The sequence below is a fragment of the Cellulomonas sp. JH27-2 genome (assembly GCF_014837175.1).
Classification (GTDB): Bacteria; Actinomycetota; Actinomycetes; order Actinomycetales; family Cellulomonadaceae; genus Cellulomonas.
The window spans coordinates 1,025,087-1,046,892 of record NZ_JACYFR010000001.1 but is presented as its reverse complement, the minus strand read 5'-3'; the positions used below and the strand labels follow the sequence as shown (position 1 = coordinate 1,046,892).

Sequence of the window (21,806 nt, the reverse complement as noted above, 5' to 3'; positions counted from 1 at the left end):
CGGTCCTCCCACCGGGGCGCCGGCAATTCGCATGCAAGCCACGAAGGCAGTCACGCTAGGAGTCAGACGCCCCGGTGACAGGACCCAACCACCGCTAAGCGGCACCGTCACCCTGACACTGAGGTCACGGTATCCGGTCAGACGGTGCTACATTGAAGCGGAACCGAGATTCCGTTCCGATTGAGTCCTCTGAGAGAGCGAGCGCACGTGTCCGCCCCCACCGCCGTCGACGACGGCCGCCTCACCCACGTCACGCCACCGGCGCCGACCTCGCCCGCGCGGCCTGTCGCCCACCCCACGCGCGTCACGCTCGCGCTGAGCATCACCGTCCTCGCGTTCTCGCTCGCCCAGACGCTCGTCGTCCCCGCGCTGCCGACGATCGGCGCCGACCTCGGTGCCGGCGCGCAGGCGACCGGCTGGATCCTGACGGCGTTCCTGCTCGCCGGCGCCGTCCTGGCCCCCGTGATCGGGAACGTCGGCGACCGGCTCGGCCACCGCCGCGTCCTGCTGGCCACCCTCGCGGTGTTCGCGCTCGCGACGGTCCTCGCCGCGCTCGCACCGTCCATCGGTGTCCTGCTCGGCGCCCGCGTGCTCATGGGCGCCAGCACGGCGACCTTCCCGCTCGCGCTCGCGCTGGCCCGCCAGTCGTTGCCGGCCGACCGCATCGCGACCGCGTTCGGCTGGATCGCCGGCATGATCGGCCTGGGCGCCGGGGCTGCGCTCGTCGTGGGCGGCATCGTCGTCGAGGACCTGTCGTGGCGCTGGATCTTCGTGCTGGGCGCGGCGTTCGTCGTGGTCGCGGGCGCGATGGTCGCCGCCTGGGTTCCCCGCGGCACCGCCCCGGCCGTCGCCCGTCCCACCGACTGGCCCGGCATCGCGCTCCTCGCCGCCGGCCTCGTCGGCGTGCTGCTGGCCGTCTCCCAGGGCCGCTCGTGGGGCTGGGGCTCGCCGCAGACCTTGGCCGTCGGGATCGGCGGCCTCGTGCTGCTCGCGCTGCTCGTGGTCGTCGAGCTGCGCCGCGACTTCCCCGTCGTCGACGTGCGCACCTTCCGGCACGGCCCGCTCGTCCTGATCAGCCTGCTGACCATCGCCGTCGGCTTCGTGCCCTACGTCTGCTACGTCGCGCTGCCCGTCCTGCTGCAGTCGCCCGAGGCCACCGGGTACGGGCACGGCATGAGCATCACCGGTTCCGCACTCGCCCTGCTGCCGAGCGCCGTCCTGGTGTTCCTCGGGGGCCGCGTGACGCCCGCCCTCGTCGCCCGCACCAGCTCGGGCGTCGCCGCCGTGACCTCGGCCGCCGTCATGGCCGTCGGCGCCGCCGGGCTCGCCCTCTGGCCCGGCACCACCTGGACCGTCGTCGTGTGGTTCGCCGTGCTGGGGCTCGGCAACGGCATCGGCTACGCGATCTGCGCGCAGCTCGTCGCCGCCTGGTCGCCAGCCGCGGAGATGGGCGCCGCGACGGGCCTCAACAGCGTGGTCCGCACGGTCGGCTCTGCGGCAGCCGCACCCGTCGTCACCGCGCTCATCGCATCGGGCGCCACGTCAGGCGACCCCGTCGCCGGCTTCTCCCAGTCGTTCTGGGTCGCGGCAGCCGCCGGTGCCGTGGGCGTCGTCGTCGCCCTCGTGCTGACCGCACGTTCCGCCGCGCGGTCCTGACCCGCACGCAGCACGCCCGCGTCCCCGGCCGTCAGCGGTCGGTGGCGCGGGCGCTCGCCTGCTCTACTTCTGCCCGTCCAGGTAGTCCTTGGCCTTGTCGATGACGTCGTCGACCTGCCCGTCCTGGCTGTCGCTGGTCTTGGCCTTCACGGCCTCGCCCGCCTTGTCGAGCGCGTCCTTGGCCTGCTCCTCGTGGCCGCCCAGCGCGCCCTTCGCCTTGTTCACCAGGTCGTCGAGTCCCACGATCCGCTCCCCTTCGTCGGGCCGGCGCCGTCGCCGGCTCTCCCAGCATGAGCCGTGGCGTTCTGTCGCGCTACTGCAACGGTCGTGTCGGTGGTGGGGGTGAAGATGGCAGGGAACATCCCCGACGAGAGGCACGTCCGATGGACCTCCGGATCGAGCTCATCATCCTGCCCGTGACCGACGTGGACCGGGCCAAGGCGTTCTACGCGGACCAGTGCGGGTTCGTCGTGGACCACGACCAGCGCGTCTCCGACACGCTCCGCTTCGTCCAGCTCACGCCACCCGGCTCGGCATGCTCGATCGCGATCGGCGAGGGGCTCACCGACGCGACGCCCGGGAGCGTCAAGGGCCTGCAGGTAGTGGTCGACGACGCGGAAGCGACGCACGCGTTCCTCACGGGGAACGGCGTCGACGCGCCGCCCGTCGAGCAGCTCGCCTGGGGTCGCTTCACGTACTTCTCGGACCCCGACGGGAACGCGTGGGCGGTGCAGGAGCTGCCGCAGCGAGGCTGAGGCCGTCCGCAAGGCCGATCAGTCGCGGGCGTGCTCGCGCTGGTGCGGCACCTCGTTGACCGTCCGCTGGCCCGGGACCGTCCGGTCGACGGCCGGGAGGTGGTCGGTCTCCGAGAGGAAGGCGTTCGCCTCGGTGAAGGCGTGCGCGTCGTGGCGCTGGGTGGGCACCGTGCTGATCATGTGGTCGGTCATGTTTCTCCTTCGCGTCCGACCACCTCGCCGCAAGGGTCCGTGGCGAGGCAGACCGTCGAGCGTAGGCGCCGCACCCGTGCACACCATGGGACCAAAGCCGCACAACGGGCACAGGTGGCGATGATCACCCTGGATCCTGGCCTCGCGGCGTGCCGTGGATGGTCGTGTCAGTGGTCGGGAGCACCCTGGGGGCATGGTCACGATCTCCTGCTCCTGCGGTTCCGTCTCGACGACCCGGCGCAACCCGCTCTCGGGGCTCACGCTGCGCGACCGGGTGGAGGTGATCCGCGCTGCGCACTCGGTGCACAGCGGGTTCCTGGCGCTGGAGGTGGATGCCGCCTGGCACCCGTCGTCGGCCGATCCCGACGTCTCGTGCGTCGTGCTCGCAGACCTGGACGCCGTCGACGCGAGCGAGGGCCTCACCCCGCAGGAGGCGCGCATGGTGCAGGACCTGCTGGAGGTCGCCCACGTGAGCGGGCGGCTGCTCGCCCGCGCCGTGGACCACGGCCCGCTGCGCGTGCAGGTGGCCCCGGCCGACGACTTCGCCGGCACGGTCACGTATGTCGTGCAGGACGGCCCGACGACGCTGCTGGAGATCGACGAGCCCTACGACGCCCAGCTCTTCACCGACCTGGCCGACGCCACCGCGACGCTCGGCCGGACGGCGATCGTGCAGGTGGACGGCCTGGCGGGCCGCATCGGCCTGGCCGCAGCCCTCGCAGGCGTACGCCGGGCCCGTACGTCCTCGGTCGCGTGAGCGGGTCGGGTCACACCAGCTTCGGGTAGAAGACGAGCAGCGACGCAGCCACGAGGAACAGCACGATCCCGAGGCCCAGCAGCACGTCGCGGCCGTGCGGTGACTTCATGCGCCCCGACATGGCCGCGAAGAACAGCACGGACGCGAACACGATCGTCAGGACGGTGTAGTTGTCGCCGCGCTGGTTGTTCCGTAGCGCCTCGGCGTACTTGGCGTCCGCGCGGTGGTCGGCCACCGTCGCGAGAGCCGCCTCGGGGATCGCGTACTCGGGCAGGTCGAACGGCGTCGGCGCCGCGTCCGGGTTCTGCAGCGGCTTCGACGCCATCCAGACCGGGAACGCCGTCTTGAGCGGCTCGGGGAACCGATCAGCCAGGAAGTCGGCGAGCTCGGTGTTCTTGTCCGCGTAGGCGGCCGCCCACTGGGCGAAGAGATTCGCCTGCAGGGAGGTCTTGCGGTTGACCACGCTCTCGTAGCGGTTGGCCTCGATCCGGGCGCTCGACGCCTGGCTGAACGAGATCGACATTGCACCGCCCCACTTGCTGGACTGGAACCCGACCCACGCGGTCATGATCGTGGTCACCGAGAGCAGCACAACGACGACGATCTCGCGCCAGTCGACGGTCTTCGCGGTCGCGTCGTCGCCCATGGGCCGATCATGCCGCCGTGCGCCTGACCCCGCAGATCAGGAGGGCATCAGGTGCGCCGCGGTGGGGTCACCGGCCGCTCGAGCAGCGTGACCTCGAACGTCGGGAACACCTGGCGGCCCACCGCGACGAACCCCAGCGACTCGTAGTACGCCCGCAGCGAGGGGTTGGTGGTCCGGCAGTCGAGCCGCTGCAGGCCCACCCCGGCGGCCTTCCCCTGCTCGCGCGCCCAGTCCAGCAGCCGGCGCCCGAGGCCCGATCCCGTCGCGCGCCGGTCGACCATGAGCCCGTGCACGTAGACCGCGGGCGTGGCGTCGTCGCCCCAGAAGTCCGGGTCGCTCCACATGAGGCGCAGGCTCGCGACGATGCCGTCGTCGTCCCGCACCACACGCACCTGCCCGCTCGCCACCTGCTCGGCGACCCGCTCCCGCGGCAGCGACCCGACCGGCCACTGCACCAGACCTCGCTTCACCATCCAGTCCTCGAGCGAACGCCGCAGCGCGAACAACGCCTCCACGTCCTCCGCCGCCGCGGCCTCCACCCTCAGCTCTTCCATGGCGTCGTGGTCGTCCATGGCGCCATCGTCTCAGTCGGTCAGCGCGAGGTCGCAGGACAGCCATCGGGTGTCGCCGGGACGGACATGACGGCCTCAGAGGGCTCGACCTTCTTCCGCGCCCGGCCGGGCACGGCGGAACTTCCTCCGGGGGCACCGCGCGGTCAGCGCGGTTGCCAGGCGTCGGGCCGGGGGGCTTGTCGACGCGCTTCGTGATCAGCCACGATGCTGGTTGCTGGGGCTCGCGTGACATGGGCAACAGCGACGTCACACTCCGACGGCAGGCGTCGAGATGGGAGACCCGTGGGCAGATCGGAGGTCGCCGAGACGTGGGGTTCGCCACTCTCGGGCTCGGTCCGGTGGGCGTGCGCGCTGGGTGGCAGCGCACTCCTCGTCGTGGGAACCGTGGCGGTGTTCGTCTCGGAGAACGGCGTGGGCGCGGCAGCGGTGACGGCCGCCGGCTCCGTCCTGCTCCTCGTCGCGGTGCTCGCCGACCGGATCACCGCGCTCGAGGCGGGTGGGGTGAAGGTCCAGCTCGAGGCGACGAAGAAGCTGGGCGAGGCCGAGATCGCCGAGCGCGCCGGCGACCCGGAGCTCGCCGCGCAGCTGCGTGGTGACGCCCTCGCGTTGATCAGCGGAAACGCGGAGCGAGCGGAACGGTTCTCCTTGACGCGTCAGGCACCGCCCGGTTGGCGGCGTACGGCGGAGCTCGAGAGGCAGATGCGCGACTGGTCGCGAGCGGCCCAGGCGGTACCGCCGTCGCGCTCCGCGCTCGAGCAGGTGTTCGACCGTGGTGGCGAAGCCGACCGAGCGATGGCCCTCGCGATGATGACGGGCCGTCCTGCGGCGGCGAGCCATCGGGTCGCCATGGAGGCGGTCGAGACCCCGGCGTCCGCGTTCGAGCAGTACCACGGGCTCGCCGTCGCGCGGGTCATCGCGGTCCAGGACCCTGGGTCCGAGGAGACGCACCGGCTGGCGGACGCCATTCGTCGCGCGCTCGAGTCCGGCCGGTTCGGCGCGGCCGATTCCGACCGAGTGATGCTCGCCAAGCGAGTGCTCGACCTCACTCCCTGGACCTGAGGCCCCGCTCGACCCGCGGCGGTGGGCGGCGCGGCCGGCGTCGGCTACCTGAGCACTGCCGTCCGATCCGCCGCGTGCGTCGATCCGGCGGCACTCGCGGACCGGCGCACGCGCACCAGCGCCAGGCCCACCGCGCAGGCGACCGCGCCGAGGATCGCGACGTCCGTCGGCAGGCTCGTCGGGATGCCCAGGTAGACGCAGAACCCGAGGATGCGGTGCAGGCCCCAGGGGAGCAGCGCGAGCTGGTCGTTCCAGGCGGTCAGGACGTCCTCGAGGCCGACGAGGGCGACGATCACACCGCCGACGAGCAGCACCGCGCCGGCCGCGAGCGTGACGAGGCCAGCCGCGCGGCGACGGGTGGCCGCGGCGCGCAGGGCGCCGAACACCGCGACGAAGAGCCAGCAGAATGCCGCGAACGCGACGGTCACGTAGGCGGCACGCTGGCCGGGCAGGGTCCAGAACCCGAACCAGTACCGGCCGGGCCCGCGCCAGGACAGGACGGCCAGCAGCAGCGCGCTGCGCACCAGCGCCACTCCCCCGACGGCCGCCAGCACGCTCGACCGTCTCGCGCTCGGCGCGCACCACACCGCGACGAGGGCGAAGAGCACCCATGCGCCGAGCGTCAGGAGGAGGTGCACGGGCGCCGCGAACCATGTGTACATGCATCGGGAGAGTAGAAGTACAACTGCTGGGACGGCTACCAGAACCACTCGATCGAGGCGCCCCGCGAGCGCCGTGTCGAGCCGCCACGGGCGGGTCGCCCCCGTCCAGAGCAGGTGGAACCCGCGGTGACCGGCGAAGCGGGGCCGTCGTCGGGACCACGCACCGAGGGCGAGGGCACCGACGACGAGCACCAGCAGCCCTCGCGCCGCCCACGCCATCGCGGCGTCCCGACCCGACCGCTCCAGCCCCAGCTCCGCGGCCGTGAAGTTGTACGCCGGCAGCTGCAGGTCGTCGCCGTACCGCTCCTCGTGCGTGGCGCGAGCGGACGCGAACCGCCGCTCGGCCGCCTGCGCCGCCGTCCGCGCCGCACCCGACCCGGTGTCCAGCCACTGCGCGTGCCGCAGGATCGTCTCACGGTAGGCGTCGAGCGTGGTGAACAGGTCCGCCTCGTAGTCGAGCGCGTCGAGGAACGCGGTTCTCTGGGCCGCATCGGTCCACGTGGCTGCATCAGTCCCGGCCACGAGGTCGCGCATCTGGGCCGCCGTGCGCGCGGCGCGGTGGCCCTGCTCGATCGCCTCGTCGAGGTGATCCTTGGCGAGGGCGTAGATGGTGTCGAACGTTGCGGTGTCCCCGGAGACGATGTCCCACTCGAAGATCCACATCATCGGCGGGGGCTCGAGCCCGAGCGCCTTGACCGACTGCTCGGCGTACGGGCCGATGTACAGGCCGTCGGTGATCGCGGAGCGCGACAGTGCGTACGCCTTGGTGATCGCCGCGACGGTCGTGGGGTCCGACGAAAACGTCTGCCGGACCCAGTCCGCGCGGGCCGCCGCCACGTCGAGCGCGGGATCTGCCGCGACGCGCGCCGCCAGGTAGGAGTTGAGGTCCCACAGCTGCCAGAACCCGTCGCGCAGGTACAGGTCCCGAGGCCCGGCGTCGAGCGGGCCGCCGGTCTGCGACCAGTTCCATATGCCCTCGACGTGCGGGTTCGCCGCGAGGAAGTGCTGCAGCGCCGTCTGGTCGAGCACGCCGAGATCGTCGGGCAGCGCGCCCTGGCCCTCGAACTCGCGTCGGGCCTGCAGCTCGACGATGCGCCGCTGGTCCCCCACCTCGAGGGTCGGGTTGAGCGCCAGGTAGCTGTAGAAGTCGCCAGCGGAGTACTTCGTGGACACGATCAGGTGCGGATCGTCGACGTCTCCCAGGACCTCGTCGTACGACGCCGGGTTGGTGTGCAGGTCGCCGACGGCTCCGAGCCCCACGGTCCACGTGCGGAAGATGACGTCCTTGTCCGCCTCCCCCGCCGTCGCGAGGAATGCGCGCAGCATCGCCTGGACGGCCGCGGGCGTCGTGACCGCGACCTCGGAGCCGTAGTCCCAGCCTGCGAGCTTGTACGCAGAGCCGCCCTCGCCGATCCGGATCATCAGCCCGTCGACGAACGGCATGGACCGGAACAGCTCGCGCAGGCCGTCCTGGTAGACCGACCAGAGCTGCGGCGACGTGGTGTCGAGGCTCCCGACGGTCCGCTCCAGGTAGTCCTTCAGCGGCGGGTCGACCGCCAGCATGTCGGTCATGAAGTAGACCTTCATGCCCATGTCGTGCGCGTACTGCCAGACCGGCCCGAACGCCTTCACCATGGCCTGAGCGCGGGCCACGTGGGGGTCGCCCTCTGGGTAGACGCCCAGGTCGTCGAACGTCAGGTACTCCAGGAAGCCCTGCACGACGACGCCGTTGTACCCCTGCTGCATCGCGTGGTCGACGAGCTCGTGGAACTGCGTGGCGATGGTCGCGACGGCCGCGTCGTCGACCCAGGGCGCGCTCGGCAGCAGCGCCGATCCGACCACGTCGGAGTTGAGCGAGTAGTTGTCGCCGGAGGCGAACGCGGCCTCGTCGTCGTCGAGCCCGACGGCCCCGACGTCGGTGAGTCGCAACCCCAGGCGCGGGCCCTGCGCCCTCCCGTCCTGCGCCGCGGGCACGACGGCCGTTGCCGACCGGATCCGGTCCGCGACGGTGTACAGCCCCGCCCGCGCGCCGGCGGCCGTCCCGGCGGTGATCGTCACGCCGGAGCCCGCGGTCAGCGTGAACTGCTCCCCCGTCAGGCCGCTGCCCGGGTCCACGTCGGCGACGATCGCACAGCACGGCCCGCGCGTCGTGTCCTGCGTCGACACCTCGGGCTGCGCCAGGCCCCGAGCGCCGTACGCCGCGGCGACGGACCGCGCCGCCAGCTGAAGGTCCAGCTCGTCGGGGGTGATCACGGTGCGGACGTCGGGAGCTGGGGCGTCGGCGTGAGCGGGCGCGGCCGACGAAGCCTCTGTCGGCACGTCGGCGGCGGTGTGGCTCAGGCCCAGCAGCCCGCCCACCTGCCACGACACGAGCGCCCCGAGTGCGAGGAGCACCGCGACGACGGCGACCGTCGTCACGGTGCGGGGCGAAGCGGCATCGGTCCGGCGCGGCACGCGCGAAGTCTCGCACGAGCACCGACCCCTCGACGCAGAACAGGCCGGACCCCTGAAGGTCCGGCCTGTTCGTTGTGCGCGAGGCGGGATTTGAACCCGCACGCCCTTTCGGACACTGGCACCTGAAGCCAGCGCGTCTGCCGTTCCGCCACTCGCGCGCGCCGAGAACATTAGCACGATCCGGACGTCGCCCAGGACACGCCCTCCGGCGGCGGTCCGGAGGGCCCGGATGCGAGCCAGGATGGGGGAGGAAGCGGGTGCGCAGCGGTCAGATCCGGGGACGTCGACCGGCGGGTACGGACGCAGACACGGCTGCGATAGATACCATCGAGGCAGATCGCCACCGGCGCGCGCCGCGGCGAGGTCCTCGCGTCCTCAGTTCCGGGCGCCCGACGAGCAGTGCGACGGACGAGAGAAGGAGGTGGGCGTGGGCATCCTCGACAAGTTCGAGAACGGCGTGGAGCGGGTGGTCAACAACGCCTTCGCCAAGGCCTTCCGGGGCGAGCTCAAGCCCGTCGAGATGGCGAGCGCGCTGCGGCGTGAGGTCGACGAGCGGGCGGCGGTCGTGGGCCGTGACCGAACCGTGGTGCCCAATGAGTTCACGATCGAGCTCTCGACTGCCGACTACGACCAGGTGGAGGCGTGGGGAGCGGAGGCGCTGGCGGACGAGTTCGCCGCGAACGTCACCGACCACGCCGCGAGCCAGCGGTACGCGTTCGTCGGGCCGGTGACCGTCAGCTTCACGGAGGACACCGAGGGCGAGGCCGGCCGGTTCAAGGTCCACAGCGCGACGGTGCGCGGTGCGGTGGCCCCGGCGACGGCGGCCAGCACGCCCAGCGCGCGGCACCCCCTGGTGGACATCGACGGCCAGCGGTACCTGCTGACCGGCCCGGTCACGGTCATCGGCCGCGGGTCCGAGGCGGACATCATCGTCGACGACCCGGGTGTGAGCCGCAAGCACCTGGAGATCCGCGTGACGCCGGAGGGGGTCGTCGCCAGCGACCTGGGCTCGACCAACGGCCTGTTCGTCGAGGGCCACCAGGTCCCCGCGGCCACCTTGCTGGACGGCAACACCCTCACGATCGGACGCACGCGCATCCTGTTCTGGACGGGCGCCGATCCGGACCCGGACGAGTGACGCAGATTCGATGAGCGAACTGACGATCACCCTGCTGCGGCTGGGCTACCTGGCGCTGCTCTGGATCTTCGTCCTCACCGCCATCGCCGTGCTGCGCCGCGACCTGTACGGGACGCGCATCGCACCGCGACGCGCCGCACGCAAGCAGGCGGCCGCGGCCGTCGCCGCCGGGGCGGAGGTCCCGCCGACGACGAAGCCCGCGCGGACGCCGAGCCTGCGCCTGGTCGTCACCGAGGGCCCGCTGACGGGCACGATCGTCCCGCTGGGCTCGTCGTCCGTGCTGATCGGCCGGGCCCCGAGCTGCACGCTGGTGCTGGACGACGACTACTCGTCGTCGCGCCACGCCCGGATCTTCCCGCAGGCCGGCGCGTGGTTCGTCGAGGACCTGGGGTCGACGAACGGCACGTTCATCGGTGACCGCAAGGTCGAGTCCCCGGTCGAGCTGTCCACGGGCACCCCCGTGCGTGTGGGCCAGAGCGTGATCGAGCTGCAGCGATGACCATCGCCCTGCGCTACGCCGCGCGCTCCGACGTGGGCCTGGTCCGCAGCAACAACCAGGACTCCGGGTACGCCGGGCCGCACCTGCTGATGGTCGCGGACGGCATGGGCGGGCATGCCGGCGGCGACGTCGCCTCGAGCGTCGCGATCGCCGCGTTCGCGCCCCTGGACGGGGAGTCCCACGGGTCCGACGACGCGCTCGACGAGCTCGAGGCGGCGCTGGAGTCCGCGCGCGACGAGATCATCGCCCGCTCCGAGGCCGAGCCCGAGCTCGCCGGCATGGGCACCACGGTCATCGCGATCCTGCGGGCGGGCAACAAGCTGGCGATGGTCCACCTGGGCGACAGCCGCGGCTACCTGCTGCGCGACGGGGTCCTGACGCAGGTCACCACCGACCACACGTTCGTGCAGCACCTGGTCGACATCGGCCGGATCACGCCGGAGGAGGCGGAGCACCACCCGCAGCGGTCGGTCGTCATGCGCGTGCTCGGGGACTTCGACGCCGAGGTCACCCCGGACATGTCGGTGCGCGAGGCCCGACCGGGGGACCGGTGGCTGCTGTGCTCCGACGGCCTGTCCGGGTTCGTCAGCGCCGAGACCATCGCCGAGACCGTCGCGTCGATCGCCGACGTCGACCAGTGCGCGGACCGGCTCGTCCAGCTCGCGCTGCGGGCGGGCGGTGGCGACAACGTGACGGTCGTCCTCGCGGACGTCGTCGAGCTCGACGACGTCGCGGACGGCGAGGGCCCGACGACGACCGCCACGGTGGTCGGCTCCGCGGCCGCGACCTTCGACGCCCCGACGTCGGCGGCCGACGGCCCCGCCGCGCGGGCCGCGAACCTGACCAAGCCCGCACCCGCGGAGGACGACGAGGACGACGACGACGACCCCGAGGAGCAGCCGCGTCGACGGCGCGGCCTTCTGGTGCTCGCGGCGGCGGTCGTCCTGCTCGTGGCCGTCGGGGTGGGCGGCTGGGCCTGGACGCAGACGCAGTACTACGTGGGCGTCGCCGACGGCCAGGTCGCGATCTTCCAGGGCGTCCCGCAGTCGCTGGGACCCGTCTCGTTGTCGTCGGTCGTCGAGACGACGGACATCGCGGCCGACGACCTGCAGTCCGCCTACCTGCGCGCACGCGTCGACGAGACGATCCACGCCGACTCGTTGGCCGCCGCCCGCGCCCAGGTGCTGCTGCTCGAGCAGGACGCGGTCCAGCCGACGCCGACGCCCGAGCCGACCCTCGAGCCCACACCCGCGCCGTCGACCGCGCAGTCGACGCCGCTCACCACGGACCCGGCCACGACGCCGCCGACCTCGCAGGCCACGGTCACGCCGTGAGCACGGTGGACGCGCACCGCATTCGGACCGGCCGCGGCACGGAGCTCGGCCTGCTGGTCATCGCGCTCACGATCGGCATCGGCGCGTACGCGCTCGTCGGCCTGGGCGTCGAGGACAAGGTCCCGACCGACGTGCTCGGGTACGGCGCCGGCCTGACGGGTCTCGCGCTGCTGCTGCACCTGGTGCTGCGCTGGCGCGCGCCGTACGCGGACCCGGTGATCCTGCCGCTGGTCGTGGCGCTGAACGGCGTCGGCCTCGCCATGATCTACCGGCTCGACCTGGCGTACGAGGCACGCCCGAACCACGACCACGGCTTCGCGAGCCGCCAGCTCATGTGGACCGCCATCTCGGTGGTGCTGGCCGCCGCCGTGCTCATCCTGCTGCGCGACCACCGCACGCTGCGCCGCTACACGTACACCGCGATGGTCGTCGGTCTGGTGCTGGTCGCCCTTCCGCTGGTCCCCGGGCTCGGCCAGGAGATCAACGGGGCCCGCATCTGGGTCCGCATCGGCTCGGTGGGCATGCAGCCCGCGGAGTTCGCCAAGATCGCGCTGGCCATCTTCTTCGCCGGGTACCTGGTCACCAACCGGGACACCCTCGCCCTGGCCGGCAGCAAGGTCCTGGGCCTGCAGCTGCCGCGCGCCCGCGACCTGGGCCCGATCATCATCGTGTGGGCCGCGTCGCTCGCGGTCCTGGTGCTCGAGCACGACCTCGGCACCTCGCTGCTGCTGTTCGGCATGTTCGTCGCGATGCTGTACCTGGCCACCGAGCGGCTGAGCTGGGTGGTCATCGGCCTTGCCCTGTTCGTCGGCGGCGCCCTCGTCGCAGCCAAGGCGTTCTCGCACGTGGGAGCGCGCTTCGACGCGTGGCTCAACGCGTTCGACCCGGAGCTGTACAACAAGGCCTACGGCGGCTCCGGCCAGCTGGTGCAGGGCCTGTTCGGCATGTCCGCCGGCGGCCTGTTCGGCACGGGGCTGGGCCAGGGGCGGCCGGACATCGTCCCCTACGCCGAGTCGGACTTCATCATCACGTCGCTGGCCGAGGAGCTGGGCCTGACGGGCCTGATGGCGCTGCTCATGATCGGCCTGGTGCTGGCCGAGCGCGGCCTGCGCACGGCCATCGGCGTGCGTGACGGGTTCGGCAAGCTGCTGGCCGGCGGCCTCGCGTTCGTCGTCGCGTTCCAGACGTTCGTCGTGGTCGGCGGTGTCACGCGGATCATCCCGCTGACGGGCCTGACGACGCCGTTCCTCGCCTACGGGGGCTCGTCGCTGCTGGCCAACTGGGTCATCGTCGCGCTGCTGCTGCGCATCTCGAACGACGCGCGCCGCCCGGCGCCCGCGGTGTCCGCGCTGACGCCGACGGGCGGGATCCCCGTGGTCGACGCACCCCGCCCGACAGGCGACGACAACGTCACCGAGCGCATCGGGACGGTGCGATGAACACGCCCCTGCGCCGCTTGGCCACCGTGGTGATCGTCATGTTCCTGGTCCTCATGGGCGGCGCCACGTACGTGCAGTTCTTCGACGCCAAGACCCTCAACGCCGACCAGCGCAACGTCCGCTCGCTGTACCGCGAGTTCGGTGACGCCCGCGGGCCCATCGTCGTGGACGGGAAGGCCGTGGCCGAGTCGGTGAAGTCCGACGACGCCTTCGGGTACCAGCGCAAGTACACCGACGGCGAGCTGTACTCGGCGGTGACCGGCTTCTACTCGATCTCCAACGGCAGCGCCGGCCTCGAGTACGCGGAGAACGACCAGCTCACGGGCCGCAGCGACCAGCTCTTCTTCAGCCGCGTCCGCGACCTGATCACCGGGAAGAAGCCCGAGGGCGCGGCGGTCGAGACGTCCATCAACCCGGCGGCGCAGAAGGCCGCGTTCGACGGGTTGGGCAACCAGAAGGGGGCGGTCGTCGCGATCGAGCCGTCCACCGGCCGCATCCTGGCCATGGTCTCGACGCCCGGCTACGACCCCAACGACCTTGCGGCGCACAGCAGCAAGAAGGCCAGCAAGGCGTACTCCGACCTGCTCGACGCCGAGGGCAACCCGCTGCTCAACAACGCCACGCGCGAGGTCTACCCCCCGGGGTCGACGTTCAAGCTGGTCACGGCCGCGGCGGCGCTCGAGAGCGGCAAGTACACCGAGGACTCGAAGCTCCCGGCACCCAACCGCCTGGACCTGCCGCAGACCACGGCCAGCATCGGCAACTTCGGCGGCGAGGGCTGCGGCGCGAACCCGATCACGCTCAAGGACGCGCTGCGCGTCTCCTGCAACACCGCGTTCGCGCAGCTCGGCATGGACCTGGGCGACGACGCGCTGCGCACGCAGGCTGACAAGTTCGGCTTCGACCAGACCGACCTGTTCATCCCGACGGGCACCGCGACCAGCCGTTTCCCGGCGGAGGCGAACGCGCCTCAGACCGCCCAGGCGGCCATCGGCCAGTACGACGTCGCCGCGACGCCGCTGCAGATGGCCATGGTCTCGGCCGCCATCGCCAACGACGGCAAGCTCATGGCCCCGCACCTCGTCGACCGCATCCGCGCCGCCGACCTGAGCGTCGTCTCCCAGACCGAGCCGAGCCTGCTGTCCACGGCGGTCTCGCCGAGCACCGCGGCGACCCTGAAGGACATGATGCTGGGCGTCGTCGAGAGCGGTTCCGGCACGGCGGCCCAGATCAGCGGTGTGCAGGTGGCGGGCAAGACCGGCACCGCGCAGAACGCCGAGGGCAAGGCTCCGCACGCGTGGTTCACGGCGTTCGCACCGGCCGACGACCCGCAGGTGGCCGTCGCGGTGATCGTCGAGCACGGCGGCAGCGCCGGCAGCGAGGCGACGGGCGGCAAGGTCGCGGCGCCCATCGCGAAGGCCGTCATCCAGGCGGTGCTGAACTCGTGAGGACGGCCATCGGGATCGCACTCGGCGACCGCTACCGGCTGGTGCGGCAGATCGCCGTCGGCGGCATGGGCGAGGTATGGGAGGCGTACGACGAGTCGCTGGCCCGCTCGGTCGCCGTCAAGGTGCTCAAGGCCGAGTTCGCGGGGGACAAGGGCTTCCTCGACCGGTTCCGCACGGAGGCGCGCAACTCCGCGGCCCTGTCGCACCCCAACATCGCCCAGCTCTTCGACTACGGCGAGCAGGACGGCTCGAGCTACTTGGTGATCGAGCTGGTGGTGGGGGAGCCGCTGGCCGACCTGCTCGAGCGCGAGCCGGTCCTGCCCGCGGCCCGGCTGCTGCCGATCCTGGCCCAGTCCGCCCGCGGACTGCACTCGGCGCACGAGGCGGGCGTGGTGCACCGCGACGTCAAGCCCGGCAACATCCTGCTGGGCCGCGGCGGCCGCGTGAAGATCACCGACTTCGGGGTCTCGCTGGCGCAGAACCAGATGGTCATGACCGCGACCGGCATGGTGATGGGCACCGCCCAGTACCTCTCGCCCGAGCAGGCCGTGGGCCGGGCGGCGACGCCGCTGTCTGACCTCTACTCGCTGGGGATCATCGCGTACGAGGCGCTCGTCGGGCACCGGCCCTTCACGGGGCCGACGGCCGTCGACATCGCCGTCGCCCACGTCAACAACCACGTCCCGCCGCTGCCCGCGACCGTCGACCGCGCGCTGGCGGACGTGGTCCTGCAGCTGCTGTCCAAGGACCCGGCAGCACGACCGCAGTCGGGCGCGGAGCTCGCGGACACGTTCGACCGGCTGGTACCGCGCACCCCGCCCAGCGGTGTCCCGGTGCTCGTCAGCCGGCCGGAGCGCGCTCCGGACCCGATGGTGCAGCCGGTGACCGCGGCGCCGCCGTCCTTCGCCCCGGCGTCGCGCCCTCCCGGCGACGCGCGCCCCGCCTCCCGCAGCACCTCAGGCACCCGCACCTCCGGGCACGGCGCCCATGCCGTGCACCGCACGGAACGCGGCGAGACCGGCGTGCAGGTGGGCAGCCGGCGCTTCGGCTGGCCCCTGATCGCCCTGGTCCTGCTGCTGATCGGCCTGCTCGGGGCCGCGTTCGCGGGCAAGCTCACGGGTGCTTCCGGTGAAGGTCCGGCATCGATCCTGGTGGTCCAGGCCCAGGTCGTCGCACCGGACGACGGGGATCAGTACCCTCATGACAGTGCGTCCGGTGCCAACCCGGGTTCGAGTGACGCAACAGCCCTTGCGACGGAAGTGAAGGACGCCTAGTGGTGGACGACGGATCCCGGATCCTCGCCGGACGGTACGAGGTCGGTGAGCTCATCGGCCGTGGTGGCATGGCCGAGGTGCACATCGGCCACGACACGCGGCTCGGACGCACGGTCGCGATCAAGATCCTGCGCTCCGATCTCGCACGCGACCCCTCGTTCCAGAACCGGTTCCGGCGCGAGGCGCAGGCCGCCGCGTCGCTCAACCACCCCGCCATCGTCGCCGTGTACGACACGGGCGAGGACGTGATCACCGAGCCGACGGGCGTCGTCGGGCACGTGCCGTTCATCGTCATGGAGTACGTCGAGGGCCACACGGTCCGCGACATCCTGCGTGACGGCGCCGCCGTGCCGATCGAGGAGGCCGTCGAGATCACCGCCGGCGTGCTCTCGGCGCTCGAGTACTCGCACCACGCGGGCATCGTGCACCGCGACATCAAGCCCGCCAACGTCATGCTGACGCCCACGGGCGCGGTCAAGGTGATGGACTTCGGCATCGCCCGCGCGGTGGCGGACAGCGCCGCGACCATGACGCAGACGCAGGCCGTCATCGGCACCGCGCAGTACCTGTCGCCCGAGCAGGCCCGCGGTGAGACGGTCGACGCCCGCTCCGACCTGTACTCGGCCGGCTGCCTGCTGTTCGAGCTGCTCACGGGCCGCCCGCCGTTCACGGGCGACTCGCCGGTCTCCGTCGCCTACCAGCACGTCCGCGAGGCCGCGCCGGTGCCCAGCTCGCTCGCGTCCGACGTCCCGGACAGCCTGGACCGCATCACGCTCAAGGCGCTGGCCAAGGAGCGCGACTCGCGCTACTCCACCGCCGCCGAGTTCCGCTCCGACCTGGAGGCCGTGCTCCGCGGCAGCGCGGTCGCCGCGCCCGCCGTCGGCGCCATCGTGCCGGCGGTCGCCGCCGCCGAGGCCACGCAGGTCATGGCCGCGCCGGTCCCCGTCACGGCGACGCAAGCGATCCCGCCCGCGACGTCCCCGTGGGGCACCACCGGGCTCGCCGAGGTCGCGACTCTCGAGGACGAGGAGGACAACGGCAAGCCGTGGCTGATCTGGCTGCTGGTGGGGATCGCCGTCCTCGCCGTCGCCGGCATCCTGTGGCTGCTGCTCGGCAAGGGGGACGACGGCCCGACGCAGGTGCCCGTCACCGACGTCGTCGGCCAGAGCCAGGAGGACGCGCTCAACGCCCTCACGCAGGACGGGTTCGTGCCGAAGGTCGAGACGAAGGCCGACGACACCGTCGAGGAGAACAACGTCATCAGCACGGACCCCGCGGCGGGCACCGAGATCGACGAGGGCAGCACGGTCACGGTGGTCGTCTCCAGCGGCGCGGACTCCGTCACGGTCCCGAACGTCGTCGGCCAGTCCGCCGCTGACGCGACCGCGACACTCACGGCCGCAGGCCTGACCGTCGACCCGACCCGCGAGGACGACGACAACCCCGACTACCCCAAGGGCGAGGTCACCAAGCAGGATCCCGCGGCTGACGCGTCCGTTGCCAAGGACAGCCCGGTCAAGCTCTCGGTCTCGACCGGCAACGTGGACGTCCCCAACTTCACGGGCAAGGACGAGAAGGAAGCCAAGAAGAAGCTCAACGACCTGAGCATGCAGGTCAACACCGATCAGGTGGAGACCAGCGACGAGAAGCCCGGCACCGTCATCGACCAGGACCGTGACGGCCTGCTCAAGCAGGGCACCCTGATCACGCTCAAGGTGGCGATCGCGCCGACCAACGCGGTGGTTCCCAACGTCACGGACATGTCGTACGACGACGCCGTGAAGGCGATCAAGGACGCCGGGATCACGGGGACGCCGGTACGGGTCGACGACTTCTCCGACGACAAGCCCGAGGGCTCGGTCATCTTCACCGAACCGGCGGGCGGCGACCAGGTCGAGCCCGACGCCATCATCACGATCCACGTCTCGAAGGGCCCGCAGAACCAGCCCGCCCCGACGGACACCGCGACGGACCCGGCGGCCACGCAGCCACCACCGGCGGGGTAGATGGACATGACGAAGGGGGCCGGCTCAGCCGGCCCCCTTCGTCGTCGGTACGGTCAGGCCCGTACGAGCGGATGCAGCCCCTCGGAACGCTCGACGGCGTCGGTGGACCCGCACAGCTCGAGCCAGTTGGCGAGCAGGCGGTGGCCGCCCTCGGTCAGCACGGACTCGGGGTGGAACTGCACACCGTGCAGCGGCAGCGTGCGGTGCTGCAGGCCCATGATGATGCCGTGCGTCGTGGCGGTGACCTCGAGCTCGTCGGACACGGTCCCGTTCACGACGGCCAGCGAGTGGTAGCGCGTGGCGGTGAACGGCGACGGGAGGCCGGCCAGGACGCTCCCACCGTCGTGCGCGACCTCGCTCGTCTTGCCGTGCATGAGCTCGGGCGCGTGCGTGACGGTGCCGCCGAACACCTCACCGAGCGCCTGGTGGCCCAGGCAGACGCCCAGCATCGGCGTGCCGGTGGCGGCGCAGTCGCGGATGACGTCCATGCTGGCGCCCGCCTCGGCCGGCGTCCCGGGACCGGGGGAGACCAGAATGCCGTCGTACTGGGCGCGCTCCGCGAGCGGCGGCACGGCGTCGTTGCGCACCACGACGGTCTCGGCACCCAGTTGCTGCAGGTAGCCGACGATCGTGTAGACGAACGAGTCGTAGTTGTCGATCACGAGGATCCGGGTCATCACTCACCCACCGTGGTGTCGTTGAAGGGCATGTACGGCGCGATGGCCGGGTAGAGCCAGGCGAAGCACGCGGCGACCACGCCGGCGACGAGCAGCGCGGCGATCAGGATCCGCACGACGGTCGGCCCGGGCAGGTGCCGCCACAACCATCCGTACATCATGACCCCTTCGTGCTCGTCGGCGTACTCGTGGGCGTACCCGTGGGCGCAGCGCTGGGCACCTTCGCACCCTTCACCAGCTCGGCCGGCGTCCCGCTGCTCACGGGCGCCCAGTAGTCCAGGACGAGGTGCACGATGTACCGCTCCCGCGCGGAGAACATGGGGTGGCACGTCGTCATCGTCATCATGCGCTCGGTGGGCGTGGCGCCCGGCTCGTTGGGCACCGGAGCGATCACGGCGACGTCGGTGGGCGCCACGATCTGCGTCGAGACGACCTTGTAGACGTACCAGGTGTCGGTGCCGTCCCCGCCGTCCATCGTGTTGGTGCGCACGACGACGGCGTCGCCCTTCTTCAGCTCGGCGATCCGGTTGAACGGCTTGGCGTACGTGGTGCGGTGGCCCGCGACGGCGAAGTTGCCCACCCCGCCGGGCATCGCGGTGCCCTCGTAGTGGCCCACTCCCTTGGGGTCGAGCACCGTCGGGCGGTCCGTGCCCTGGCTGATGGGTCGCTCGGGCTCACCGTCCCAGCGCGGCACCTGCATCGTGGCGAACGTGACCGCGTGCGCGGGCTCCTTCATCACGGGCGGCTCGTCGTGGCGGGGCTTCGCGATGACGACGGCGGGCGGTCCGCTGGGCTGCGGGGTCGGCGCCGGCGGCGTCGCGCGTACCACCTCGCGCACGATCTCCGCCTGGGCTCGGTTGCCCTGCACGTCCGTCCACCAGAGCTGCCAGACGAGGAAGCCGAACAGCAGGACACCGACCGTGATGAGGAGCTCGCCGACCACGCCCACGACCCCGTAGGCGATCCGCGACGCGCGCGACTGCGGGCGGGGCCGGTGCCCGCGGCGGGCGCTCACGAGGCGCTCGCGCTGGGGGAGGGCTTCGCCTTCTTCTTGTGCTCGCTCGCGCTGGGTGTGGGGCTGGGCGCGGCAGGGACGTCGAGCGCCGGCGCGTCGAGCGCGGGCGACGGCTCGCCAGCGTCGGGCAGCCCGGGGAGCACGGGTGTGCCGTCGGGCACGGTGGCCGACGAGAGCTCCGTGGCCCCCGCGTAGGCGGGCAGGTCCAGCTTCCCGGAGGCCACCGACCAGCCGAGCCCGACGTCGACCGCGTCACGCCGGTACGCCGAGACGGCGGAGGAGGTGTCCAGCGCCGCCCTCAGGGCCGTGGGGTCGCCGATCGCGCGCACCCGGTAGGGCGGCGAGTACACCTGACCCTGCAGCCGAAGCACGTTCCCGACGCACCGGAAGGCGCTCGTCGCGATCACGCGCTGGTCCATGAGCGACATGGCTTCGGCGCCGCCGGCCCACAGCGCGTTCATGACGGCCTGCAAGTCCTGCTGGTGCACGACGAGCACGTCCGCAGCCACGTCGGCGCGGCGCGGCGAGTCCGCCGGGGCGTCGTCCAGCTCGACCGTCAGCCCCGGGCCCGTGACCGCGACGGTCCCTGCCTCGACCTGGTACGCCGTGTCGGGTGGCGTGACGTCGTCGCCGCCGGCGGTGCTGGCCGCGTCGGCCAGGCCGTTCACCTCGTCGTGCAGGTCGTCGACCTCGGTCGTCAACGTGTCGACGCGCTTGAGCTCCGCCTGCGCCAGGTCGTGGATGTCCTGCGGGCGGCGCTCGCCGGACGCCTGCGCGAACTTGGCGTTGGCCGCGAACAGCGCCCCGGACAGCGCCAGCACGACCGCCACCGACACGGTGCCGCGCGCCACGCGGCGGCGCGCCCGGTGCGGGTGATCGGTCAACGGAGGGCTCCCGGGTCGGGGTGGTTGTGCTCGGCCACTACGCTAGGCCATGGTTCGCGCGTGATGATGCGCTCGGACCGACCCCGCTCGTATCACCACACGAACGTCACCCGGCCTCCGCCTCTCGCGCGCGGCCGTCGTCGGACAGGAGCCACCGGACGTGCCCGAGTCGAAGTCGCGCAAGAAGGCCGAGTACACCCCGCCCCCCGTGAAGTCGTCGGGCCCCAAGGTCAACCCGCCGTGGTTCGTCCCCGTGATGCTCGGTCTGATGCTCGTCGGCCTCGCGTGGATCGTCGTCACGTACCTGTCGCAGTCGCAGTACCCGATCCCGGGGATCGACAGCTGGAACCTCGCCATCGGCGGCGTGCTGATCGTCGCGGGCTTCATCATGACGACCCGCTGGCGCTGACGCTTCCCCACAGCTTCGCCCGGTCCGTCAACAGGACTTACGCACACTGTGGATAACTACACCGGTGTAATTCCACAGGTGTGAGTAACGCTGTTGATGTCCGTCGGGGGTCTGGAACGGTCGTCTCAGAGGAACGAGAGGTGCACGTTCGCGTACGCGGCGTTCACCAGCACGTACATGAGGACGAGCAGCGCGACGGGCACGGCGACGGCGACCGTCCGCTGATAGGCGCGCGGCGCGAGCGAGTACGCGGCGCCTAGCACAGCACCGGCGACGAGCCCGCCGATGTGCGCCTGCCACGCGATGCCGGAGACCACGAAGCCCAGCACCACGTTCAGCACGATGACGCCGACGATGCCGCTCACGTTGCCGCCGACGCGGCGCATGACGAAGAAGATGGCACCGAAGAGCCCGAACACGGCCCCGGACGCACCCACGACCCACGTCGTCCACGTGTCGGTGGGACCCGCCAGCAGGACGACCCCGACCTGCCCGGCCACGGCGCTGAGCAGGTACAACGTGGCGAACCGGACCCGCCCGAGCCCTTGCTCCAGGAACGGGCCGACGAACCACAGGGCGATCATGTTGAGCGCCAGGTGCATGACCGAGCCGTGCAGGAAGGCCGCGGTGACGAACCGCCACGGCTCGGCCGAGGCCACGACCGGGTTGAACGCGAACCGGTTGATCCAGCCGGGGTCGTCGACCTGCTGGAGCACGTAGCTCGCCACGCACAGCCCGATGAACGTCAGCGTCACCACGGGTCGGCCCTGGCGGACCTGCCCGCCGAGGATCGTGCGCCGAGCAGGCACGGCCGCGGCGGCCTCAGCGACGCAGTCGACGCACTGGACCCCGACCGCCGCCTGCCGCTGGCAGTCCGCGCAAACAGGCCGGCCGCACCGTTGGCAGCGCACGTACGACACCCGGTCGGGG

Annotated in this window: 22 protein-coding genes, 1 tRNA gene and 1 riboswitch; of the genes, 12 read left to right on the top strand and 11 right to left on the bottom strand. The window is 72.0% G+C overall.

Features of this window, described 5'->3' with window-relative positions:
• Positions 1 to 207: 207 nt before the first annotated feature.
• Positions 208 to 1,656, top strand: coding sequence for an MFS transporter (locus IC607_RS04945; protein WP_191785833.1), 1,449 nt, complete (start codon positions 208 to 210; stop codon positions 1,654 to 1,656).
• A 63-nt stretch (positions 1,657 to 1,719) separates the two neighbouring features.
• Here the strand turns inward: IC607_RS04945 and IC607_RS04940 are convergent, their stop codons facing one another.
• Positions 1,720 to 1,899, bottom strand: a complete 180-nt coding sequence (locus tag IC607_RS04940; RefSeq protein WP_191785832.1) for an antitoxin — start codon at positions 1,897 to 1,899, stop codon at positions 1,720 to 1,722.
• A 140-nt stretch (positions 1,900 to 2,039) separates the two neighbouring features.
• Between IC607_RS04940 and IC607_RS04935 the strand changes: the two genes are divergently transcribed.
• Complete coding sequence (locus tag IC607_RS04935) at positions 2,040 to 2,411, top strand: glyoxalase superfamily protein (RefSeq protein ID WP_191785831.1); 372 nt, start codon at positions 2,040 to 2,042, stop codon at positions 2,409 to 2,411.
• Between the two features lie 18 nt (positions 2,412 to 2,429).
• On the opposite strand, the gene IC607_RS04930 is transcribed toward IC607_RS04935, so the two are convergent.
• Positions 2,430 to 2,603 (bottom strand): hypothetical protein, encoded by a 174-nt coding sequence (locus IC607_RS04930; protein ID WP_191785830.1) that lies wholly within the window; start codon positions 2,601 to 2,603, stop codon positions 2,430 to 2,432.
• A 193-nt stretch (positions 2,604 to 2,796) separates the two neighbouring features.
• Between IC607_RS04930 and IC607_RS04925 the strand changes: the two genes are divergently transcribed.
• Positions 2,797 to 3,360, top strand: a complete 564-nt coding sequence (locus IC607_RS04925; protein WP_191785829.1) for a hypothetical protein — start codon at positions 2,797 to 2,799, stop codon at positions 3,358 to 3,360.
• A gap of 10 nt (positions 3,361 to 3,370) precedes the next feature.
• Here the strand turns inward: IC607_RS04925 and IC607_RS04920 are convergent, their stop codons facing one another.
• Both IC607_RS04920 and IC607_RS04915 read right to left on the bottom strand, forming a co-directional pair.
• Positions 3,371 to 4,006 carry a hypothetical protein gene (locus IC607_RS04920; RefSeq protein ID WP_191785828.1) on the bottom strand — a complete coding sequence of 212 codons (636 nt, stop codon included), beginning with the start codon at positions 4,004 to 4,006 and terminating at the stop codon, positions 3,371 to 3,373.
• A 47-nt stretch (positions 4,007 to 4,053) separates the two neighbouring features.
• Entirely contained in the window at positions 4,054 to 4,578 is a 525-nt protein-coding gene (locus IC607_RS04915; protein ID WP_304516301.1) for an N-acetyltransferase, read from the bottom strand.
• Between the two features lie 84 nt (positions 4,579 to 4,662).
• Positions 4,663 to 4,775, bottom strand: a riboswitch (SAM riboswitch).
• A gap of 85 nt (positions 4,776 to 4,860) precedes the next feature.
• On the opposite strand from IC607_RS04915, the gene IC607_RS04910 reads away from it, so the two are divergent.
• Positions 4,861 to 5,637 (top strand): hypothetical protein, encoded by a 777-nt coding sequence (locus tag IC607_RS04910; protein ID WP_191785827.1) that lies wholly within the window; start codon positions 4,861 to 4,863, stop codon positions 5,635 to 5,637.
• Between the two features lie 44 nt (positions 5,638 to 5,681).
• Here the strand turns inward: IC607_RS04910 and IC607_RS04905 are convergent, their stop codons facing one another.
• Positions 5,682 to 8,753 (bottom strand): hypothetical protein, encoded by a 3,072-nt coding sequence (locus IC607_RS04905; protein ID WP_191785826.1) that lies wholly within the window; start codon positions 8,751 to 8,753, stop codon positions 5,682 to 5,684.
• A gap of 75 nt (positions 8,754 to 8,828) precedes the next feature.
• Positions 8,829 to 8,911: transfer RNA gene (locus IC607_RS04900), tRNA-Leu, on the bottom strand.
• A 269-nt stretch (positions 8,912 to 9,180) separates the two neighbouring features.
• Here IC607_RS04900 and IC607_RS04895 point away from each other — a divergent pair.
• From IC607_RS04895 to pknB, 7 genes are read left to right on the top strand one after another with little or no spacing between them, the layout of a single operon-like run.
• A complete protein-coding gene (locus IC607_RS04895) occupies positions 9,181 to 9,891 on the top strand; it encodes an FhaA domain-containing protein (protein WP_191785825.1) in 711 nt (236 codons plus the stop codon).
• A gap of 10 nt (positions 9,892 to 9,901) precedes the next feature.
• Entirely contained in the window at positions 9,902 to 10,390 is a 489-nt protein-coding gene (locus tag IC607_RS04890; protein ID WP_191785824.1) for an FHA domain-containing protein, read from the top strand.
• Positions 10,387 to 11,724: a Stp1/IreP family PP2C-type Ser/Thr phosphatase gene (locus tag IC607_RS04885; protein ID WP_191785823.1), complete on the top strand. Its 1,338-nt coding sequence runs from the start codon at positions 10,387 to 10,389 to the stop codon at positions 11,722 to 11,724. Before IC607_RS04890 ends, IC607_RS04885 begins: the two co-directional genes overlap by 4 nt.
• Positions 11,721 to 13,163: an FtsW/RodA/SpoVE family cell cycle protein gene (locus IC607_RS04880; protein ID WP_191785822.1), complete on the top strand. Its 1,443-nt coding sequence runs from the start codon at positions 11,721 to 11,723 to the stop codon at positions 13,161 to 13,163. The genes IC607_RS04885 and IC607_RS04880 overlap by 4 nt, the downstream gene beginning before the upstream one ends.
• A complete protein-coding gene (locus tag IC607_RS04875; protein WP_191785821.1) occupies positions 13,160 to 14,611 on the top strand; it encodes a penicillin-binding protein 2 in 1,452 nt (483 codons plus the stop codon). Before IC607_RS04880 ends, IC607_RS04875 begins: the two co-directional genes overlap by 4 nt.
• Complete coding sequence (locus IC607_RS04870; RefSeq protein ID WP_191785820.1) at positions 14,608 to 15,885, top strand: serine/threonine-protein kinase; 1,278 nt, start codon at positions 14,608 to 14,610, stop codon at positions 15,883 to 15,885. Before IC607_RS04875 ends, IC607_RS04870 begins: the two co-directional genes overlap by 4 nt.
• Positions 15,885 to 17,891 (top strand): Stk1 family PASTA domain-containing Ser/Thr kinase, encoded by a 2,007-nt coding sequence (gene pknB, locus IC607_RS04865; RefSeq protein WP_191785819.1) that lies wholly within the window; start codon positions 15,885 to 15,887, stop codon positions 17,889 to 17,891. The genes IC607_RS04870 and pknB overlap by 1 nt, the downstream gene beginning before the upstream one ends.
• A gap of 53 nt (positions 17,892 to 17,944) precedes the next feature.
• Here the strand turns inward: pknB and IC607_RS04860 are convergent, their stop codons facing one another.
• From IC607_RS04860 to IC607_RS04845, 4 genes are read right to left on the bottom strand one after another with little or no spacing between them, the layout of a single operon-like run.
• Complete coding sequence (locus IC607_RS04860; protein ID WP_191785818.1) at positions 17,945 to 18,568, bottom strand: aminodeoxychorismate/anthranilate synthase component II; 624 nt, start codon at positions 18,566 to 18,568, stop codon at positions 17,945 to 17,947.
• Positions 18,568 to 18,726, bottom strand: coding sequence for a hypothetical protein (locus tag IC607_RS04855; protein ID WP_191785817.1), 159 nt, complete (start codon positions 18,724 to 18,726; stop codon positions 18,568 to 18,570). Before IC607_RS04855 ends, IC607_RS04860 begins: the two co-directional genes overlap by 1 nt.
• The gene (locus tag IC607_RS04850) at positions 18,726 to 19,583 is read right to left on the bottom strand and encodes a class E sortase (RefSeq protein ID WP_370526012.1); all 858 of its coding nucleotides are present in this window, start codon (positions 19,581 to 19,583) and stop codon (positions 18,726 to 18,728) included. Before IC607_RS04850 ends, IC607_RS04855 begins: the two co-directional genes overlap by 1 nt.
• Positions 19,580 to 20,467, bottom strand: coding sequence for a DUF881 domain-containing protein (locus IC607_RS04845; RefSeq protein WP_191785816.1), 888 nt, complete (start codon positions 20,465 to 20,467; stop codon positions 19,580 to 19,582). The genes IC607_RS04850 and IC607_RS04845 overlap by 4 nt, the downstream gene beginning before the upstream one ends.
• A gap of 160 nt (positions 20,468 to 20,627) precedes the next feature.
• Between IC607_RS04845 and IC607_RS04840 the strand changes: the two genes are divergently transcribed.
• Positions 20,628 to 20,876 (top strand): cell division protein CrgA, encoded by a 249-nt coding sequence (locus IC607_RS04840; RefSeq protein WP_191785815.1) that lies wholly within the window; start codon positions 20,628 to 20,630, stop codon positions 20,874 to 20,876.
• 125 nt (positions 20,877 to 21,001) lie between these two features.
• Here the strand turns inward: IC607_RS04840 and IC607_RS04835 are convergent, their stop codons facing one another.
• Positions 21,002 to 21,685 (bottom strand): rhomboid family intramembrane serine protease, encoded by a 684-nt coding sequence (locus IC607_RS04835; RefSeq protein ID WP_370526011.1) that lies wholly within the window; start codon positions 21,683 to 21,685, stop codon positions 21,002 to 21,004.
• Between the last annotated feature and the right edge of the window lie 121 nt (positions 21,686 to 21,806).

Coding starts and splice junctions, on each gene's coding strand:
- IC607_RS04935 (WP_191785831.1), top strand. CDS start 2,040: ATGGACCTCCGGATCGAGCTCATCATCCTGCCCGTGACCGACGTGGAC.
- IC607_RS04930 (WP_191785830.1), bottom strand. CDS start 2,603: ATGACCGACCACATGATCAGCACGGTGCCCACCCAGCGCCACGACGCG.
- IC607_RS04925 (WP_191785829.1), top strand. CDS start 2,797: ATGGTCACGATCTCCTGCTCCTGCGGTTCCGTCTCGACGACCCGGCGC.
- IC607_RS04920 (WP_191785828.1), bottom strand. CDS start 4,006: ATGGGCGACGACGCGACCGCGAAGACCGTCGACTGGCGCGAGATCGTC.
- IC607_RS04915 (WP_304516301.1), bottom strand. CDS start 4,578: ATGGACGACCACGACGCCATGGAAGAGCTGAGGGTGGAGGCCGCGGCG.
- IC607_RS04890 (WP_191785824.1), top strand. CDS start 9,902: ATGAGCGAACTGACGATCACCCTGCTGCGGCTGGGCTACCTGGCGCTG.
- IC607_RS04885 (WP_191785823.1), top strand. CDS start 10,387: ATGACCATCGCCCTGCGCTACGCCGCGCGCTCCGACGTGGGCCTGGTC.
- IC607_RS04875 (WP_191785821.1), top strand. CDS start 13,160: ATGAACACGCCCCTGCGCCGCTTGGCCACCGTGGTGATCGTCATGTTC.
- IC607_RS04860 (WP_191785818.1), bottom strand. CDS start 18,568: ATGACCCGGATCCTCGTGATCGACAACTACGACTCGTTCGTCTACACG.
- IC607_RS04855 (WP_191785817.1), bottom strand. CDS start 18,726: ATGTACGGATGGTTGTGGCGGCACCTGCCCGGGCCGACCGTCGTGCGG.